Genomic DNA, 17,418 nt, shown 5'->3' on the forward strand with positions numbered 1-17,418 from the left:
TACGCTCGGAGGATGGCTGACGGTGATGACCGTCCCGGTCCGCTCGGTCGCGACGAGCGGCTCGCCGTGGACCTCGGCGACGCCGGTTCGAGTGCGTGCTTCCTCGACCTGGTCTGCCCCGAGTGCGGGCGCGTCACCACCGACGCGGACGCGCCCGGCTGCGCCGCCTGTCAGACGCCCGCGCCCAGCTGATGCGCGTGGGTGGAGCTGATGTCGTAGGCGACACCGCAGAACGTGCACTGCATCCCGTACCTGCGGCTGATCGTGAACAGCGGGATGAAGAAGACCGTGGGCTTCGTGACCCGGCGCGTGAGGCTGTGCGCCGCCTGGTGACCGCAGTGGCCGCACACCAGCGTCAGCATGACGAGCTGCTGGACCGTCGTTCGCCAGCCGAAGATGACCATCCGCGTGCTCCCTGGGGGTTGGGGTTGTCCCTATGACGTCCCGCGGGCCCGCTGAGTTGCAGCCGGTCCGCCATCTTCAGAAGGTGGACAGGTGGACGACCTGTTGCGACCCTGGCGGCCCGACGACGCCCCCGTGCTCCTCGCCGCCGCCCGCGAACCCCTGATGGACCGCCAGTTCACCACCGAGATCACCTCCCTGGAGGACGCCGTCTCGTGGATCGACCTGCTCGCCGTGCGGCGCGTGGACGACGTGGCCTACACCTTCGCCGTGCTCCTGGACGGCGAACCGGCCGGGAACATCGCCGTGTCGAGTGTGGAACGACGCCACCAGACCGGCTGGGTGTCGTACTGGGTGCGCGAGCACGCACGCGGCAGAGGACTCGCGACCCGCGCCTGCCGCGCGGTCAGCGACTGGGCGTTCACGGAGCTCGGGCTGTTCCGCCTGGAGCTCGCCCACCGGGTGGACAACCCCGCCTCCTGTCGCGTGGCCACCCGCGCCGGCTACGCGGTGGAAGGCGTCGAACGGGGCCGGCTCCTGCACGACGGGCAGCGGTTCGACGCGGAACGGCACGCCCGGCTCGCCACTGATCGGGTGTGAGGTTCACCGCGCGGGCAACGCGGGTAACCGCTGACATGAGCGACGTGCAGGACGAGTTGCTGCGGACGCTGACCAAAGTCGCGAACGCGTTACGCAGCGAAGGGATTCCATTCGCCCTGACCGGAGGGTGCGCCGGCTACGCGCGCGGCGGCCCGACGAGCGAGCACGACGTCGACCTGCTCGTGCGCGAGCAGGACGCGACGGAAGCCGTGCGGGTGCTGGTCGCGCGCGGGCTGAGGGCCGCGGAACCGCCGGAGGACTGGCTGCTGAAGGTCTACGACGGCGACTCGCTGGTGGACCTGCTGTTCCGGCCCAACGAGCGGCCCGTGACCGACGACCTCCTCGCGATGGCCGAGGAGATGCCGGTCGGTTCGGTCATGCTGCCGGTGATGCCGGCGACGTACGTGCTGATCAGCAAGCTGCTGGTGCTCGACGGGCACCGCTGCGACTTCAGCGAGCTGCTGCCGTTCGCCCGCGCGCTCAGAGAGCAGATCGACTGGCAGCAGGTGCGCGACGAGACCAAGAACTCGCCGTACGCGGAGGCGTTCCTGGTGCTCATCGAACGCCTGGACATCATCGGGAGGGACCATGGGCTCCGAGCAGTACCTCGCGGCGAATCTGCGTAGGGCGGTCGCGGAGGACCCGAGAACGGCCGAGCTCGGTGTGCGCGTCACCGTGCGCGGCGACAACGTGATGCTCTCCGGCGACGTCGCGTGCGCGGACCGCAAGGCCGCGTTGGAGGAGGTGCTGCACGAGGCAGCGCCCGAGCTGACGATCCTCAACGACGTGCGCGTGACACCGGCCGGTGAACCGGAGGGTGAGGAGGACCTGCGATGATCCGGATCGCCGCCGTCGGCGACGTCCACCTGGGCGAGGACATGCGCGGCCACCTGCGGCCCGCGCTGGAGAAGGTCGGCGAGCACGCCGACGTGCTGCTGCTGGCCGGTGACCTGACCCGGCACGGCACGGTCGCCGAGGCCGAGGTCGTCGCCGACGAGTTCGCGGACCTCCCGGTGCCCGTCATCGCCGTGCTCGGCAACCACGACCACCAGGACGACAAACCGCTCGAAGTCACCAAGACGTTGCAGGACAAGGGCATCCACGTCCTGGAGGGCACGACCTTCGAAACGCGCATCAACGGCTGCACCCTCGGCGTCGCCGGGGTGAAGGGCTTCGGCGGCGGGTTCGCCGGCAAGTGCGGCAGCGCGTTCGGTGAACGCGAGATGAAGGCGTTCATCCAGCACACCTGCGACATCGCCGGGACGCTGGAAAGCGCACTGTCCGAACTGGAAACCGACATCAAGGTGGCGCTCACGCACTACGCGCCGGTGCCCGACACGTTGCGCGGCGAGCCACCGGAGATCTACCCGTTCCTCGGCTCGTACCTGCTCGGCGAGGCGATCGACAAGACCGGCACGCACCTCGCGATCCACGGGCACGCGCACTTCGGCACCGAACAGGGCATGACCCCCGGCGGCGTGCGGGTCCGCAACGTCGCCCAGCCGATCATCCGCTCCGCCTACGCGGTGTACGTGCTCGAAGGGGCGTCGGCATGACCGTCGGAGACTTCATCGTGCAACGCCTGCGCGACTGGAAGGTCGCGCAGGTGTTCGCCTACCCCGGTGACGGCATCAACGGCATCGTGGCCGCGTTCGGCAAAGCGGACAACGACCCGAAGTTCATCCAGACCCGGCACGAGGAGATGGCCGCGTTCGCCGCCGTCGGCTACGCCAAGTTCAGCGGCGACGTCGGCGTGTGCCTCGCGACCTCGGGACCGGGCGCGATCCACCTGCTCAACGGCCTGTACGACGCGAAGCTCGACCACGTGCCGGTCGTCGCGATCGTCGGCCAGACCGCGCGCACCGCGCAGGGCGGCAGCTTCCAGCAGGAGGTCGACCTGCACGCGCTGTTCCGCGACGTCGCCTCGTTCCTGATCGACGTCACGGTGCCCGAGCAGCTGCCGAACGCCCTCGACCGGGCGTTCCGCACCGCCGCCACCGAACGCGCGCCTGCCGTGGTGATCATCCCGAACGACGTGCAGGAACAGGAGTACGAACCTCCCAAGCACGAGTTCAAGCACATCCCGTCCAGCCCGCCGTCCCGGCCGTCGTCCGTCGTCGTGCCTGCCGACGACGAGGTGCGCCGCGCCGCCGAGGTCCTGAACAGCGGCTCGAAGGTCGCCATCCTGATCGGCCAGGGCGCGCGCGGTGCCGCCGCCGAGGTCGGCGAGGTCGCGGAACTGCTCGGCGCCGGCGTCGCGAAGGCGTTGCTGGGCAAGGACGTCCTGTCCGACGAGCTGCCGTACGTGACCGGGTCCATCGGCCTGCTCGGAACACGACCGAGCTACGAGCTGATGCGCGACTGCGACCGGCTGCTGATCGTCGGGTCGAACTTCCCCTACTCGCAGTTCCTGCCGAAGCCCGGTGCCGCGCGGGGAGTGCAGATCGATGCCGACGGCAGCACCATCGGCATGCGCTACCCAACCGAGGTCAACCTCGTCGGCGACGCCCGCGCGACGCTGCGCGCCCTCATCCCGTTGCTCGAACGGAAGACCGACCGCTCGTGGCGGGAGACGATCGAGAAGAACGTCGAACGCTGGTGGGAGGTGCTGGAACGGCAGGCGCTCGTCCCGGCCGACCCGGTCAACCCCATGCGGATCGTGCACGAGCTGTCCCAGCGCCTGCCGCACAACGCGATCGTCACCGCCGACTCCGGTTCCGCGACCAACTGGTACGCGCGCCTGCTGAAGATCCGCGGCGACGTGCGGTCCTCGCTGTCCGGCACGCTGGCCACCATGGGCTGCGCCGTGCCGTACGCCCTCGGCGCCGCGTTCGCCCAGCCGAACCGGCCGCTCATCGCACTCGTCGGCGACGGCGCGATGCAGATGAACGGCATGGCCGAACTCCTCACGCTGCGGCACCACAACATCCGCTGCGTCGTGTGCGTGTTCCACAACAACGACCTCAACCAGGTCACCTGGGAACTGCGCGCCATGGGCGGCGCCCCGAAGTTCGAGCCGTCCCAGGACCTCCCGGACCTCTCGTACGCGCAGTTCGCCCGGTCCATCGGCCTGCAGGGCATCGAGGTCGACGACCCCGACCAGCTCGGCCCCGCCTGGGACACCGCACTCGCCTACGAGGGCACCACCGTCCTCGACGTGCGCTGCGACCCGGACGTGCCACCGATCCCGCCACACGCCACGTTCGAGCAGATCAAGGACATGACCGAAGCAGTGCTGCGCGGCGACCCCGACGCCTGGGGCCTCATCACGCGCGGCCTGCGCACCAAGATCCAGGAGTTGCTGCCGTGAAGCTCGGTTACTTCCTCTCCTCAGAAGAACACGGCCCGCGCGAGCTGGTCCGCAACGCCCGCCTGGCCGACCAGCACGGCTTCGAGGCCCTGTGGATCTCCGACCACTACCACCCGTGGAACGACGAACAGGGCCAGTCCCCGTTCGTCTGGGGCACCATCGGCGCCCTCTCCGAAGCCGTGTCCATCCCGATCACCACCGCGGTGACCTGCCCGACCGTCCGCATCCACCCGGCCGTCATCGCCCAGGCCGCCGCCACCGCCGCGGTCCAGTGCGAAGGCCGCTTCGTGCTCGGCGTCGGCAGCGGCGAGGCCCTGAACGAACACGTCCTCGGCGACCACTGGCCGTCCGCCGACGTGCGCCTGGAGATGCTGGAGGAGGCCATCGGCATCATCCGCACCCTCCACCAGGGCGAGGAGCTCACCCACCACGGCAAGCACTACACCGTTGAGAACGCCCGCATCTACACCCTCCCCGACCGCCCGGTCCCGATCTACGTCTCCGCCTTCGGCCCGAAAGCCGTCCGCCTCGCCGCCCGCGCCGGCGACGGCTACATGTGCGTCGGCCCCTCCGGCGACCTCCTGGAGAAGTACCGCGCCGAAGGTGGCCGCGGCCCCTCCCAGAGTGCGCTCAAGGTCTGCTACGCACCGTCCGAAGAGGACGCCGTCACCACCGCGCACCGCCTGTGGCCCAACGACGGCCTGCCCGGTGAGCTCGCCCAGGTCCTCCCGACCCCGCGCCACTTCGAACAGGCCTCCCAGCTCGTGACCCCCGACATGATCCGCGAGTCGATCCCGTGCGGTCCCGACCCCGAGCGCTACGCCGAGAAGGTCAAGGAGTTCGTCGATGCCGGGTTCGACGAGCTGTACGTCCAGCAGATCGGGCCCGACCAGGAGGCGTTCTTCGAGTTCTGGGCCAAGGAGGTCGTGCCGCTCCTCGAGGTGTGAGCGGGCTGCTTTCGCGGTCGGTGCCGCCCTTCGAAGTCGGAGCCGGTCCACGAAGTGTGGGCCGGCTCCTCGCGGGCCACACCGACTACAACGACCGCCAGGCCGCGCTCGGCCAGCCCCTCCTGACCCTCGGCTCCTACCTGGTCTCCGCGGACTTCCTCGTCGACGTCGTCGAGAACTGGCAGTCCGAGTACCTCCAGTTCTTCCTCTACGTGTGGGCCACCGTCTGGCTCGTGCAACGCGGCTCCCCGGAGTCCAAACCCGCCGACAAGACGGGTCCGGGGTCCGACGAGGACCAGCAACTCGGCGCCCACACCACCGAGTCGTCCCCGCGCTGGGCCCGTGCCGGCGGCTGGCGCACCTCCCTCTACTCGAAGTCGCTCGGTCTCGCGATGCTGACGCTGTTCCTCTTCTCGTGGACCATGCAGTGGATCGCCGGGTGGTTCGCCAACAACTCCGACCCGCTGGCCACCCGGATGGGACTGTTCGAGTACTTCCTCAGCTCGGACTTCTGGAGCCGGTCGTTGCAGAACTGGCAGTCGGAGTTCCTGGCGATCGCCTCCATGGCTTTCTTGAGCGTCTACCTGCGGCAGCGCGGATCACCGGAGTCGAAGCCCGTCGGGGTGCCGCACTCGGTGAGCGACCGGTCGGGGTGACGGCTCGGCGGGTCAAGTCCGCCGGGCGCAAGAACCCCCAGCCACCTGCCAAAACAGGAGGGCGTGACGAGAGCCGGAAGCCCTCGTCACGCCCTCCTGCCAGGCAGCGCGACCACCTTCTCGGGCCGTCGCCGCCGCCTTAGGCGAGGATCTCGCCGACCGTGCCCGCGCCCACGGTCTTGCCGCCCTCGCGGATCGCGAACCCGAGACCGGTGTCCATCGCCACCGCCTTGCCGAGCTCCACGGTGACCTCGACGGTGTCACCGGGCAGGGCCGGCGCGTCGAGGTGCACCACGCCCACCACGTCGCCGGTGCGGAAGTGGAACTGCGGGCGGTAGTTCGTGGCGATGCCGGTGTGCCGGCCGCCCTCCTCGTGCGACAGCAGGTACACCGACGCGCGGAAGCGGGTGTGCGGGGCGACGGTGCCGGGCTGGGCGAGGACCTGGCCGCGGCGGACGTCGCCGCGGCGGACGCCGCGCAGCAGGACCGCCGCGTTGTCGCCCGCCTGGGCCTGGTGCATCGGCTTGCCGAAGGTCTCGATGCCGGTGGCGACGGACGTCACCGCGGCGCCGAGGCCGATCACCTCCACCTGGTCGCCCAGGCTGAGCACGCCGCGTTCCACCGCGCCGGTCACGACGGTGCCGCGGCCGCTGATGGTCAGGACGTTCTCGACCGGCATCAGGAACGGGCTCGTCACGTCCCGCTCCGGCACGGGGACGTGGGTGTCCACGGCCTCCAGCAGCGCCAGCACCGACCGCGTCCACACCGGGTCGCCCTGCAGCGCGCGCAGGCCGGAGACGCGCACCACCGGGGTGGCGTCGCCGTCGAAACCGTAGCGGGACAACAGGTCGCGGATCTCCAGCTCCACCAGGTCGAGCAGCTCGGGGTCGGTGACCGCGTCGGCCTTGTTCAGCGCCACCACCACGTGCGGCACGCCCACGCGCCGCGCCAGCACCACGTGCTCGCGGGTTTGCGGCATGGAGCCGTCCTCGGCGGAGACCACCAGGATCGCGCCGTCGAGCTGCGCCGCACCCGTGATCATGTTCTTCACGTAGTCGGCGTGGCCGGGCATGTCGACGTGGGCGTAGTGCCGCGTCGGCGTCTCGTACTCGACGTGCGCGATGTTGATGGTGATGCCGCGGACCAGCTCCTCCGGGGCGCGGTCGATGCGGTCGAACGCGGTGAAGGACGTGGCCGACGGGTCCACTTCGGACAGGACCTTGGTGATGGCGGCGGTCAGGGTGGTCTTGCCGTGGTCGACGTGACCCATCGTGCCGATGTTGAGGTGCGGCTTGGCGCGCACGAACTCCTGCTTCATCATTCCCTCGAGAACACAGCCGGGTTGCCCAGAACCGATCGACCACCACGACCCTCCCCCAGCGGTCCTGGAGGAACGGACTGGAGAAGGGTCAGAGTCGAGCGCCGGCCGGCTGTGCCGAGGCGACGGCGAGCGCGCCCGCAGGAACACCTGCGTGCATCGCGTTCTCAGCCGTCACGAACATGCCGCAGATCGTGGCAGACTCACAGATCCGCTGTCACCCGGTTTTCCGCGAGCCTGATCAACGCCCGCGCGGCCGGGCTGTGCGGGCCGCCGGTCCGCCACGCCAGCGCCAACCGGCTGTGCGGCACCGGGTCCGTGATCCGCACCGGGTGCAGACCGGACACCATCGAGCCCGCCAGGATCGCCGGCCCGAGACCGCGCTGCGCCAGCGTGATCACCATCGGCGGCGCCGAGGCCTCGAACGCGATCCGCGGCCGCCGCGCGCCGCAGGCCGCGTCCAACGCCCCGCGCAGGCCCGTCCCGACCGGCAGGCTGATCAACCCGCGTTCCAGCAGCTCGTCCAGCGGCACGGATTCCCTGCCGTACCACGGATCTGACTCCGACACCGCCGCCACGAGCGGCTCGTCGGCCAGCACCCGCACCGACAACCCGGCCGGCGTCCCGCCCGCGTACCCGACGAGCGCGAGGTCGAGCCGTCCCTCCACAAGAGACTCGACCAGCTCGTCGGAGTTGGCCTCCGCCAGCGTGATCTCCACGCCCGGATGCGCCGAGTGGAACGCCGACAGCAGCTCCGGCAGGTCCTCGATCCCGCACGACACCACCATCCCCACCCGCACGGTCCCGCGCACCAGCCCGGCCAGCTCCTCCACGGTCCGCCGCGCCGACTCCACCGACCGCAACGCCGCCCGCGCCAGCGGCAGCACCGCCGCGCCCACGTCGGTCACCGTCACCGACCGCCCCGACCGGTCCAGCAGGTCGTGCCCGAGCTCCCGCTCCAGTCGCCGGATCTGCGCGCTCACCCCGGGCTGCGCGACGTGCACCCGTTCCGCGGCCCGCGTGAACGACCCCTCCTCGACGACCGCGACGAAGTACTCAAGCTGCCGAAGCTCCATAACGAACGATTCTAGCCACGAGCACAACCAGCTCTTGGACATATAACCGCAGCTCAACAACGATGAGATCATGCACATCCTGCACCCAGGAGACCCCGGCTACGACGACGAGCGCAGCGGCTTCCAGACCGGCCTGCGCCACGAACCACAGGTCGTCTTCGTCGTGGAGACCGCCCACGACGTCGAGAAGGCGGTCGAGTACGCCGAGACCAACGGCCTGCCGTACGAGGTGCAGGCCACCGGCCACGGCCTCACGACCCCCACCACCGGCGTCCTCATCTCCACCAGGCGGATGAACGCCGTCCACGTCGACCCGGACCGCCGCACCGCCACCGTCGAGGCCGGCGCGGTCTGGCAGCAGGTGATCGACGCCGCCGCCCCGCACGGCCTCGCCCCGCTCAGCGGTGACGCGGCCGGCGTCGGCGTCGTCGGCTACACCCTCGGCGGCGGGTACGGGCTGCTCGCCCGCGAGTTCGGCCTGGCAGCGGACCGCGTCCTGGGCACGACCGAGGTCGGCGATGTCGTGACGACGATGGAGTTCGAGCTTCTGCCTGTGAACCGGGTTCACAGCGGTGAGATGTACTTCGACGCGACACACGCGGAAGCGGTGTTCGACGCGTTCCACGGCTGGGACCTGCCCGACCACGTCACACCGCAGCTCGCCACCATCGCGTTCCCCGACCTGCCGATGCTCCCGCCACCGCTCCGGGGCAGGAACACCGTGCGCATCACCTTCGCGAGCACGCGGCCGTTCGACGTCGAGGGCCTGAAGGTCGCGCCACGCCTCACCGAGGACTTCGGTGTGAAGCCGTTTCACAAGGCGCTCGGCGCACAACTGCCGCCACACACCTACCAGGGCGACAACGTGCTGCTCGGCGAACTGCCCGCGGAGACGTTGCACAGCGTCCGCGTGAAAGCCGCCACCGCCGACGTCCCGATCTTCCTCGGCCTCCTCCCGCTCGGCGCCGGCATCGGCGGGCCCGCCTCCCACCTGCTCAAGCTGATCTCACCGCGGCTGGGCGCCGAACGGGCGCACGCCGAGGTGTTCGACCTGGTCCGGCCCTTCGTCGTCGGCCGGTCGCGCAACTTCCGCTTCGCCGTGCGCTGACGACCATGACGCCCTCGCCGACGTCCGGCGCACGGCACCCGACCGCAGGAGCAGGAACGCAGGCGGATCGCCTGGGACGTCCACGACGACCCCCTCCAGGTCGTGATCGCAGTCGGCCTGCGGCTCCAGCTACTCGCCCGCACGCTCCCCGACGAGCACCGCCACACCGCCGAACAGCTCGACGACGACGTGCGCGAGGCCGTCGTGCGCGAGACCGTCGACCGGCTGCGCGACCTGGTCCTCCAGGTCCGCCCGCCCGGCATCGAACGCGGCCATCACCGCCCTCCGCATCTGCCAGGAGGCACTCACCGACGTCCGCAAGCACGCGCGGGCCGCGGCGGTGCTCGTGGACATGTCCACTGTGGACCAGGGCTTCCTCGTGCGGGTGACCGGCGACGGCATCGGACTGCCCGCCGGTGACCAGGTCGCCAGGCCCTTCGGGCTGGTCGAGACGCGCGAACGCGCCGAGGCGGCCGGTGGCCGGTGCACCGTCGTGCGACCGCCCGACGGAGGGACCCTCGTGGAGTTCTGGCTGCCGGATGTGCGACCGTGATCTCCGAGCGCCGACCGGGGAGGCAGGGCGGTCGCCGCCGTTCGACGGAGGGGTTTGCAATAGGTTGTGGTCCGAAAGCAACAGCCGTAACGTCGATGACGCAGCCGGGTTCAGCAGCGTGCTCGGAGTCAGGGTCATACGCGCTTCGGCCACCGGGGAGTGCTGGTGAACGAAGATCAGTTCAATGAGTCGCCGCTGCTGACCGTGCGAGCGGACGAGGTCGCCGGGGTGGTGGTCGTCGCGGTGGAGGGTGAGATCGACGTCGACACCGCGGACGTCGTGCTGGACGCGCTGCGCCTGGGCTTCGAGACGAGCGGGTCGGCCCTGGTCGCCGACCTGACCGAGGTCAGCTTCTTCGGGTCGACCGGCATCTCGACCCTGATCACCGCCCACGAGCTCGCCGACGAGCACGGCAAGGACCTCCGCGTCGTGGCACCGCACCGGGCTGTGCGCAGGCCGTTGCAGGTCACCGGGGTCGCGGACGTCCTCCTGCTGCACGACTCGGTGCCGGAGGCCCTCACCGCGCTGAAGCCGGTGCCCAGCGAGTGACCCCCGCCGGGCACCCGCGCGCCTAACCGGCCAGGTCGACCAGCCTGGGCACCACGTCCGCGGGCGACGGCATCGCCGCGATCTCCAGCCGGATGCGCTCCACGGCGTCGTGCACGGTCGCGTCGTTCAGCAGCTTCGCCGCCGTCTCGTGCACGGCGTCGGCGGTGAACTGGTCGTCGACCAGGTGGGAACCGAGGTTCTCCGCCGCCACCAGCTCGCCGTTGCGGAACTGGTCGGCGCCCTGCGGCAGCACGAGCTGCGGCACCCCGGCCGTCATGGCGCTCACCGTGGTGCCGCTGCCGCCGTGGTGCACGACGAGATCCGCGTGCGCGAGCAGATCCGCCTGGGGCACCCACGACAGGACGTGCACGTTGTCCGGCACGCCGTCGACCAGCGACGCCTCCACCAGCGGTCCGGTGGCGACGAGGACCTCGGCGTCCAACCGGGACAGCCCGGCGATCGCGCGCTGGATCAGCTCAAGACCCGCGAACGCCGTGCCGAACGTCAGGTACACCAGCGGCCTGCGGTGTTCGAGCACCCAGTCCGGCAGCGGCTGCGGCTCGGCGAACGGCACCGGCCGCACCGGGATGCGCTCGACGCCCCTCAGGTGGTCGAGGTCCTGCAACGACGGCGGGAAGATGTCGAGATAAGGCGAACCGAGACCGAAGTTCTGCCCATTCGGCAGCGTTATGCCGAGTTCCGCGAGGTACGCCAGCAACGGGTCCACCATGGTCGCCGGGATCATCTGGTCGTCGACCTTGCCGAATCCGTGGCACACGGTCGGAATTCCCGCCTGCATGGCCGCGATGCCCGCACCGGGGTTGATGATCTCGAAGACGACGAGGTCCGGCTTGTCCCTTTCCATGACCGGCGCCAGGTCCTGGGCGTAGGCGCGGGGGAGCACCGAACCGAAGGCGTCCGAGGCGGTCTGCCGCAGCATGTCGCGGGTGAACCGGTCGGTGCCGTGCAGGCTGTTGGCCTGGTGGAACGCGTCGAAGATGCTCAGGCCCGCATCGACGACCGTGAACCCCAGCGGCGCCAGCGGGGCGTGGAAACCGGAGTCCACGGCGTAGAGGACGTCATGTCCCTGCTCGCGGGCGGCGACCGCGAGCGGGAGCAACGGATAGGTGTGTCCGTGCGAGCCCAGGCTCGAGAAGAGAATGCGCACGCGATCACAGTAGGTGCTGCCCCGTTGAACCGGGTGCGGTTCAGCTTGCTCGATCTAGGTGATGATGTTTTCCCATTCGGCGGCAATATCAGCGGGTGAAGGCATCTTCGCGAGTTCGGTGCTCACCTCCAGCGCGGCCGCCTGCAGAGCCGGGGCGGTGATCAGCGTGGTCAGCAGTTCCGGGGTGACGTCACCGGCCGCCGCCTTCAGCCCGGCGCCGCGCTCGGCGACCGCGGTGGCGTGCACCGTCCGGTCGCCGGGGCCGGGCTCGACCAGCTGCGGGACGCCCGCGGCCAGCGCCGCCAGCAGCGTGCCCGCGCCGCCGTGGTGGACGATGCCGTCGCAGAACGGCAGCACCGCCGGGACGGGCACCCAGCCGGTGGTGCGCACGTTGTCCGGCAGCCCGCCGGTGCGGTCCGGGCGGACCAGCACGAACTCGGCGTCGACGTGGGCGGCGGCCCGCACCACCGCGGCCATCATCGTGCCGGCACCGGGACCCGGCGCGGTGCTGCGGCTGACGAGGATGCGCGGCGTGCCGGACGGTTCGGCGAGCCAGCCCGGCACGTCCCCAGCGCCGCTGTGCGGCACGAACCGCATCGGCCGGCCACCGGGGAACTCCGCGAGACTCGCGGGAGCGGTGCGCAGAACCGTTGCGGGAGAACGGGTCTCGGCGTCCATGCGAGCGCTGACGGCGGCGGTGAGCCGCAGCCCGTCGAACAGCGAGACGTCCTGCACGACCGACGGCACGCCCAGCGCCGAACCCGCGGCGGCCAGCGGTTCGTGCAGCACCACGTCCGGGCGCCAGCGTGCGGCGAGCTCCCGCAACGGTGCCGTCATCGCGTTGCCGACGGCGCCGAAGAGGCGGGAGACGAACCCCAGCTCACCGCTGCCCCGCAGCTCCCTGCGCGCCACCAGCGGGTGCGTGACCACGATCCGGGCCGCGATCCGGCCGAAGTGGACCCCGGCCGGGACGACGTCCTCGACCGGCAGGCCCGACTCCGCGGCCTTCAGCGCCTCACCACCGGTGGCGACGACCACCTCGTGACCGGCCTCGCGCAGCGCCAGCGCCAGCGGCACCAGCGGGAAGACGTGCCCGAGCAGAGGGGCCGACACCACGAGAACACGCATATGGCCAGGTTAGACGCGTTGGGTGAGAGCAGTCTGAGAACAACGCCGCGAGGGCCGTGCCCCTGGGGAGCACGGCCCTCGCGGTCCGGTGTCACTTGGCCATGTCGAACCAGTTGAAGGCCTCGACCATCGGACGGGTGGTGCCGACGTAGCGCGGACCGGTCAGCTCCCAGCGGGTCACCGTGCGGTACGTGCCGGGCTGCAGCGACTCGTCCACCTCGGTGTTCTCGTCGTCCGCGACCGCGACGTACTGCTTGATCGACTTCTTGGTCAGCGTCACGTCGAGCGCCTCGTAGGCGGACTGGGTCTTCAGGTAGTCGCCCTCGCCGTGGTCCCCCGCACGGCCCGGATCGGCCAGCTTCAGCTGGACCGTGTTGCCGCCGAAGGAACCCGTGGCGGACACGACGGTCACGATGTGACCACCGCTGCGCTGCAGGGACCCGGTCGTCGGGCCCTCCTTGTAGCGGCCGTAGACGAGCTGCAGCGGGCCCTCGTTGAGCTTCTTGGCGAGCTCACCGGCGAAGTCAGGGGAGTTCTTGGTGTCGACCGCGCCCGTCGTGGTGGTCCAGCCGGCGTCACGGGCCGGCTTGGTGGCGATGGTCCACGCCGTGCGCAGGTTGGTGAGGTTGGTGCTGCCGTTGTACTTCGCGTCGACGCCGATCCGGCCGATCGAGTTGGTGATCACGCCGTAGTCGGCCTGGTCCTTCGGGTTCAGGTTGGCGACCTTGGTGGTGATCCAGCCGACCGGGGCGTCCTTCTCGTGAGCCCAGTAGTGCAGGACGTTGTAGAGCGAGGTGGGCCCGCAGTAGGCGCCGCCGTTGTTCTCCAGCCCAGCGCGGAACTGGTCCACGTCGCTCACACCGCACTTGCGGACGGTGAAGTCCGGTCCGGCCAGGTCGGAGGCGCTCACACACGGCGGCGGCGTGCCGATGACCGGGTCGGCCGACGCCATCGGGGCGAAGACGGAGGCGATGGTGGCGGTCGCGGCAGTGGCGATCAGAGCGTTGCGGATCATGTCGGTGTCCCCTTCGAGTTCCTGTGTTCCCCTGCGGTGGCACAAGATTCGCCGAGGCGGACCCCCAAGGGCATGAGGGGAGAACCCTCAACCCTCCAGCGCGGAAGTTGGGTGTATCAGGGACACCCCCACGTGCATCTGCTTCAGGCGAGAACGCGGGAGAGGTCCCTGCGACCCGCGATCCCGAGCTTCGTGTAGATGCGGCCGAGGTGGTTCTCCACCGTCTTCGGCGTCACGAACAGCTCCTGCGCGATCTCCCGGTTCGCCCGCCCCGCCGCGGCCAGGTCGGCGACCCGGCGTTCCGAGGCGGTCAACGCCTCCGCACCCACCACGACCTGCCGGCGCGGCCGGTCGCCGAGCGCCTCCAAGGCCTCGGTGGCGCGCGTCCGGAGCACCGCGGAGCCGCACTCACCGGCCAGCTCGATCGCCTTGTGCAGCGGTTCGCGCCCGTCGGAGCGCTTGCGGGCCACCCGCAGCGCCTCGCCGAGGTCGACCAGCGACCGGGCCAGCTCCAGACGGGCGGGGGAGCCCTCCAGGACCTCGACGGACTCCGTCAGCAGGTCCAGGCGTGCGGTGGCGTCGGCGTGGGCGAGCAGCCGCAACGCGGCCCCCACCTCGGTGGCGGCCCCCCACGCGCGGGCGACCTCCAGCTGTTCGGTGGCGAGCTCCACCGCCAGCTCGTGCTCACCCAGCAGCAGCGCGGCCCTCGTCGCCGGTGCGCGCCACGGGATCGTGGGCGGGTCGACGTGCACCTCGTGCATCGCGTCGCGTTGGCGGTAGGCCTCGAACATCGCCTTGCGCGGGTCGTTCTCCGCCAACGCGATGAGCGCGCGCACCTCGTGCAACCAGATCGTCGGCATGGTCGGGCGGGCGTGGGCGTGTGCCCGGTCGAAGGCGTCGATGAGCGACGCTGCTGCTGCCGTGTCGCCACGTTCCAGTGCGGCGTACACGGCGAAGTGGGTGGAGGTCGCGCGCAGGCTGATCACCGTGGACGTGGGGTCCTCCTGGGCGACGGCGGCCAGCGCGGCCTCGGCCTCCGCCTCGACCGCACGCATTTTGCCCTTGCGCCAGCTCAGGAACGAGGTCGCGTTCGCCACCATCGCGAACTCGATCGGTGAACCGTGGGTGCGCACCTTGAGCCGTGCGCGTTCGATCTCCCGTTGCGCCGTGTCGACCCCGTCCGCGGCCATCAGCGCGAGGAGCGCCACGAGCCACGCGACCATCTCGTCGGTGCTTCCGGTCGCGTCGTCCAGATACGCGCCGTTGGCCAACGCACGCGTCGCGGTCGCGGCCACCTCGTCGTGCGGCCACACCTCGTAGCGGCCCATCTGCGCGAGAAGACCCAGCAGCGTGCGTTCGTCGGGGGTGCCTCCGGCGAGGTGCTGGTAGCTGCTCAGGTGCGCGGACGCGGTCTGGCGCTGGTCCGGCAGGAACGAGCGGAACACCGCGAGCCGTGCCTCCAGGTGCAGCCGCGACTCGCCGACCGGCCGCTGGGCGATGGCCTCGGTGAGCTCCGCTATCGCCGCCGCGGGCCCCTCGACCACCGCCGTCGCGGAAGCAGCGGCGGCCACCAGCTCGGCGTCCGGGAGCCCCGCCGCGGCGGCCTTCAGGTGGCGGTGGGCGTTGACCGCGTCACCGGTGCGCAGCAACGCCCGGCCGAGCTCCGCGCGCAACGCGGCGTCGTCGGGCCGTTCGTCCACGGCCCGTGCGAGGTGTGCGGCGGCCGTACGTGCGTCACCGGCGGCCATCAGCGCCGACGCAGCCTTCCTGAGCACGTCGGCAGCGTTCGGCAGCGTGCCCTTCGGAGCGTGGACGAGGTGCGCGGCGATCCGGTCTGCCGGTGCGTGGGCTTCGGCCAACGCCGTCGCAGCGCGCGCGTGCAACGACCCGCGCGCAATCGGGCCGAGACTGCTCAACACCGCCTCACGCACCACGGGGTGCACGAACTCCAGGTGGTCGCCGGGGACGATCACGTTCGCCGCCACCAACGCCTCGACCGCGGCCGTCAGGTCCTCGGTCCGCGCGAGTGCCGCGGCCTGCCACGGATCTGCGTGCGTGCCGAGAACCGCGACCGCACCCGCGAGAGAGACGGCGTCCGCCGGCAGACGACCGAGCGTGGCGCGGAAGACCGTGCTGGGCCCCAGCCCACCGACCTCCGCCGCCGTGTCCGGGTCGTCGATCGGCAACCCGAGCGCCGCCAGCTCGTCGACCAGCACCCCGGCCAGGAACGGGTTGCCGCCGCTGGCCGCGTGCACGGCCTTCACCACCTCGGCGTGCCCGCCGACCAGCCTGCCGATCGCGTCCGGGGTGAGCGGCCGCGGCAGCAACCGGTCGGCCGACATGCTGAGCTGCGCGAGCGGGCCCGCGTTGTCCGCGGGCGGCCGGGTGGCCACGACCAGCGCGATCGGCAGGTCGGAGATCCGGCGCGCCAGGTAGCCGAGGAACCGCAGCGACGACAGGTCGGCCCAGTGCGCGTCGTCCACGGTGATCAGCAGCGGCCGGGTGGAGGAGAGGTCCACCGCCACCCACCACAGCGAGTGCAACGTGCGCGCGAGCTCGGCCTCGCTCGGGTCGAGCGCCGCGTCGTCGAGGGCCCTGAGCGCGGCCCCCGACGGCCCGGCGAGGATCTTCTCCCTCACCTCACCCGAGTAGCGCGAGATCGACCGCTCGACCAGCTGCCGCACGACCCCCCACGCCATGGCGCTCTCCAGGGCGTCGCCGACCGCCTGCAACCGCCCGAACCCGCGCTCCTTGGCCAGCTCACGGCACTCGTGCACGAGCCGCGTCTTGCCGATGCCCGCACGCCCCTCGATGACGACGACACGACCCTCACCACGGGTGGCTGCGTCCAGGGCTTCGCGGATGTGCGCGATCTCGTCATCTCGTTCAAGCGGTTCGCGCACGCAGTGATCGTAGCGGCCCTCCGGCGGGCTACATGCTGGTCATCGGCGTCGCGGACGGGCGACTTGATGCTCCATCGGGGTGAACGCACATCAGTACACGCAGTCGTCCGCCGACGGCCGCCGCGGGACCGGCCGACAGCATGATCATCTGATTCGGTCTGCCCGCCGCACGACCCGCCCGTCCCCATGCCGCTTCGGCAGATCACGCCACGACACCCCGGTCTTGGAGGAGGGAAAAGCGCCCGGCTCGATCAGCGCGGTCGCCTGCTCAGCACCACCTCGTGCACGCGGGCGGCCGCGGCTGCGGCGTCCTCGTGTTCCCACACGCGCACCGCCAGCCAGCCGGCATCGGTGAGCTTCGCGTCCGTGTCGAGGTCACGGCGGCGGTTGGTCTCGATCTTCGTCCGCCAGAACTCGGCGTTGTTCCTGGGCCACGTGGCGTGCTCGGGGCAGCCGTGCCAGAAGCACCCGTCGACGAAGACCGCGACCTTCGCGCCGGTGAAGACGATGTCGGCCTCCCTGCGCACGCTCTTCAGGGGCCGGCGGTGCACGCGGTAGCGCAGGCCCGCGGCGAACAGCGCCCTGCGCAGCTCGATCTCGATCTGGGTGTCGCGGGACTTCTGCTTGCTCATCCGTGCCCGCACACCCGGCGCGGTCTCGAGCGGCTCCACGGAGGCCATTCTCC

The 17,418-nt window shown here is 71.0% G+C and carries 19 protein-coding genes and 1 pseudogene; 12 read left to right on the forward strand and 8 right to left on the reverse strand.

Features of this window, described 5'->3' with window-relative positions:
* The first annotated feature begins 12 nt into the window (after positions 1 to 12).
* Positions 13 to 192: a hypothetical protein gene (locus tag AB0A63_RS24280; protein WP_360395404.1), complete on the forward strand. Its 180-nt coding sequence runs from the start codon at positions 13 to 15 to the stop codon at positions 190 to 192.
* Here AB0A63_RS24280 and AB0A63_RS24285 read toward each other — a convergent pair.
* A complete protein-coding gene (locus tag AB0A63_RS24285) occupies positions 171 to 404 on the reverse strand; it encodes a zinc-ribbon domain-containing protein (RefSeq protein ID WP_360395406.1) in 234 nt (77 codons plus the stop codon). The genes AB0A63_RS24280 and AB0A63_RS24285 overlap by 22 nt on opposite strands.
* A 91-nt stretch (positions 405 to 495) precedes the next feature.
* Between AB0A63_RS24285 and AB0A63_RS24290 the strand changes: the two genes are divergently transcribed.
* From AB0A63_RS24290 to AB0A63_RS24320, 7 genes are read left to right on the forward strand one after another with little or no spacing between them, the layout of a single operon-like run.
* Positions 496 to 1,002, forward strand: a complete 507-nt coding sequence (locus tag AB0A63_RS24290; protein ID WP_360395407.1) for a GNAT family N-acetyltransferase — start codon at positions 496 to 498, stop codon at positions 1,000 to 1,002.
* A 35-nt stretch (positions 1,003 to 1,037) separates the two neighbouring features.
* Positions 1,038 to 1,628 (forward strand): nucleotidyltransferase family protein, encoded by a 591-nt coding sequence (locus tag AB0A63_RS24295; protein ID WP_360395409.1) that lies wholly within the window; start codon positions 1,038 to 1,040, stop codon positions 1,626 to 1,628.
* Positions 1,591 to 1,839, forward strand: a complete 249-nt coding sequence (locus tag AB0A63_RS24300) for a BON domain-containing protein (protein WP_360395410.1) — start codon at positions 1,591 to 1,593, stop codon at positions 1,837 to 1,839. Before AB0A63_RS24295 ends, AB0A63_RS24300 begins: the two co-directional genes overlap by 38 nt.
* Positions 1,836 to 2,558, forward strand: coding sequence for a metallophosphoesterase (locus AB0A63_RS24305; RefSeq protein ID WP_360395412.1), 723 nt, complete (start codon positions 1,836 to 1,838; stop codon positions 2,556 to 2,558). The genes AB0A63_RS24300 and AB0A63_RS24305 overlap by 4 nt, the downstream gene beginning before the upstream one ends.
* The gene (locus tag AB0A63_RS24310) at positions 2,555 to 4,312 is read left to right on the forward strand and encodes a thiamine pyrophosphate-requiring protein (RefSeq protein ID WP_360395414.1); all 1,758 of its coding nucleotides are present in this window, start codon (positions 2,555 to 2,557) and stop codon (positions 4,310 to 4,312) included. Before AB0A63_RS24305 ends, AB0A63_RS24310 begins: the two co-directional genes overlap by 4 nt.
* Positions 4,309 to 5,259 (forward strand): TIGR03557 family F420-dependent LLM class oxidoreductase, encoded by a 951-nt coding sequence (locus AB0A63_RS24315; RefSeq protein ID WP_360395416.1) that lies wholly within the window; start codon positions 4,309 to 4,311, stop codon positions 5,257 to 5,259. The genes AB0A63_RS24310 and AB0A63_RS24315 overlap by 4 nt, the downstream gene beginning before the upstream one ends.
* A gap of 56 nt (positions 5,260 to 5,315) precedes the next feature.
* Positions 5,316 to 5,915 (forward strand): DUF6766 family protein, encoded by a 600-nt coding sequence (locus AB0A63_RS24320; RefSeq protein WP_360395418.1) that lies wholly within the window; start codon positions 5,316 to 5,318, stop codon positions 5,913 to 5,915.
* A gap of 139 nt (positions 5,916 to 6,054) precedes the next feature.
* Here the strand turns inward: AB0A63_RS24320 and tuf are convergent, their stop codons facing one another.
* Complete coding sequence (gene tuf / locus AB0A63_RS24325) at positions 6,055 to 7,236, reverse strand: elongation factor Tu (RefSeq protein ID WP_360395419.1); 1,182 nt, start codon at positions 7,234 to 7,236, stop codon at positions 6,055 to 6,057.
* Between the two features lie 200 nt (positions 7,237 to 7,436).
* Positions 7,437 to 8,309, reverse strand: a complete 873-nt coding sequence (locus AB0A63_RS24330; protein WP_360395421.1) for a LysR substrate-binding domain-containing protein — start codon at positions 8,307 to 8,309, stop codon at positions 7,437 to 7,439.
* 70 nt (positions 8,310 to 8,379) lie between these two features.
* On the opposite strand from AB0A63_RS24330, the gene AB0A63_RS24335 reads away from it, so the two are divergent.
* From AB0A63_RS24335 to AB0A63_RS24350, 4 genes and pseudogenes are all read left to right on the forward strand, one after another.
* The gene (locus AB0A63_RS24335; RefSeq protein WP_360395423.1) at positions 8,380 to 9,417 is read left to right on the forward strand and encodes an FAD-dependent oxidoreductase; all 1,038 of its coding nucleotides are present in this window, start codon (positions 8,380 to 8,382) and stop codon (positions 9,415 to 9,417) included.
* Between the two features lie 102 nt (positions 9,418 to 9,519).
* A pseudogene (locus tag AB0A63_RS24340) lies at positions 9,520 to 9,615 on the forward strand (hypothetical protein); the annotation flags it as partial.
* 91 nt (positions 9,616 to 9,706) lie between these two features.
* The gene (locus tag AB0A63_RS24345) at positions 9,707 to 9,970 is read left to right on the forward strand and encodes an ATP-binding protein (RefSeq protein WP_360395669.1); all 264 of its coding nucleotides are present in this window, start codon (positions 9,707 to 9,709) and stop codon (positions 9,968 to 9,970) included.
* A gap of 165 nt (positions 9,971 to 10,135) precedes the next feature.
* Positions 10,136 to 10,519: an STAS domain-containing protein gene (locus tag AB0A63_RS24350; RefSeq protein WP_360395424.1), complete on the forward strand. Its 384-nt coding sequence runs from the start codon at positions 10,136 to 10,138 to the stop codon at positions 10,517 to 10,519.
* A gap of 22 nt (positions 10,520 to 10,541) precedes the next feature.
* On the opposite strand, the gene AB0A63_RS24355 is transcribed toward AB0A63_RS24350, so the two are convergent.
* From AB0A63_RS24355 to AB0A63_RS24375, 5 genes are all read right to left on the reverse strand, one after another.
* Complete coding sequence (locus tag AB0A63_RS24355; protein WP_360395426.1) at positions 10,542 to 11,687, reverse strand: glycosyltransferase; 1,146 nt, start codon at positions 11,685 to 11,687, stop codon at positions 10,542 to 10,544.
* Positions 11,688 to 11,741: 54 nt separating this feature from the next.
* Positions 11,742 to 12,815 carry a nucleotide disphospho-sugar-binding domain-containing protein gene (locus AB0A63_RS24360; RefSeq protein ID WP_360395428.1) on the reverse strand — a complete coding sequence of 358 codons (1,074 nt, stop codon included), beginning with the start codon at positions 12,813 to 12,815 and terminating at the stop codon, positions 11,742 to 11,744.
* Between the two features lie 91 nt (positions 12,816 to 12,906).
* Positions 12,907 to 13,830: a hypothetical protein gene (locus tag AB0A63_RS24365; protein WP_360395430.1), complete on the reverse strand. Its 924-nt coding sequence runs from the start codon at positions 13,828 to 13,830 to the stop codon at positions 12,907 to 12,909.
* A 143-nt stretch (positions 13,831 to 13,973) separates the two neighbouring features.
* Positions 13,974 to 16,733, reverse strand: coding sequence for an AAA family ATPase (locus AB0A63_RS24370; protein ID WP_360395432.1), 2,760 nt, complete (start codon positions 16,731 to 16,733; stop codon positions 13,974 to 13,976).
* A gap of 251 nt (positions 16,734 to 16,984) precedes the next feature.
* Positions 16,985 to 17,413 (reverse strand): very short patch repair endonuclease, encoded by a 429-nt coding sequence (locus AB0A63_RS24375; RefSeq protein ID WP_360395434.1) that lies wholly within the window; start codon positions 17,411 to 17,413, stop codon positions 16,985 to 16,987.
* Positions 17,414 to 17,418 lie beyond the last annotated feature (5 nt).

The sequence above is a fragment of the Lentzea sp. NPDC042327 genome, assembly GCF_040647275.1.
Classification (GTDB): Bacteria; Actinomycetota; Actinomycetes; order Mycobacteriales; family Pseudonocardiaceae; genus Lentzea.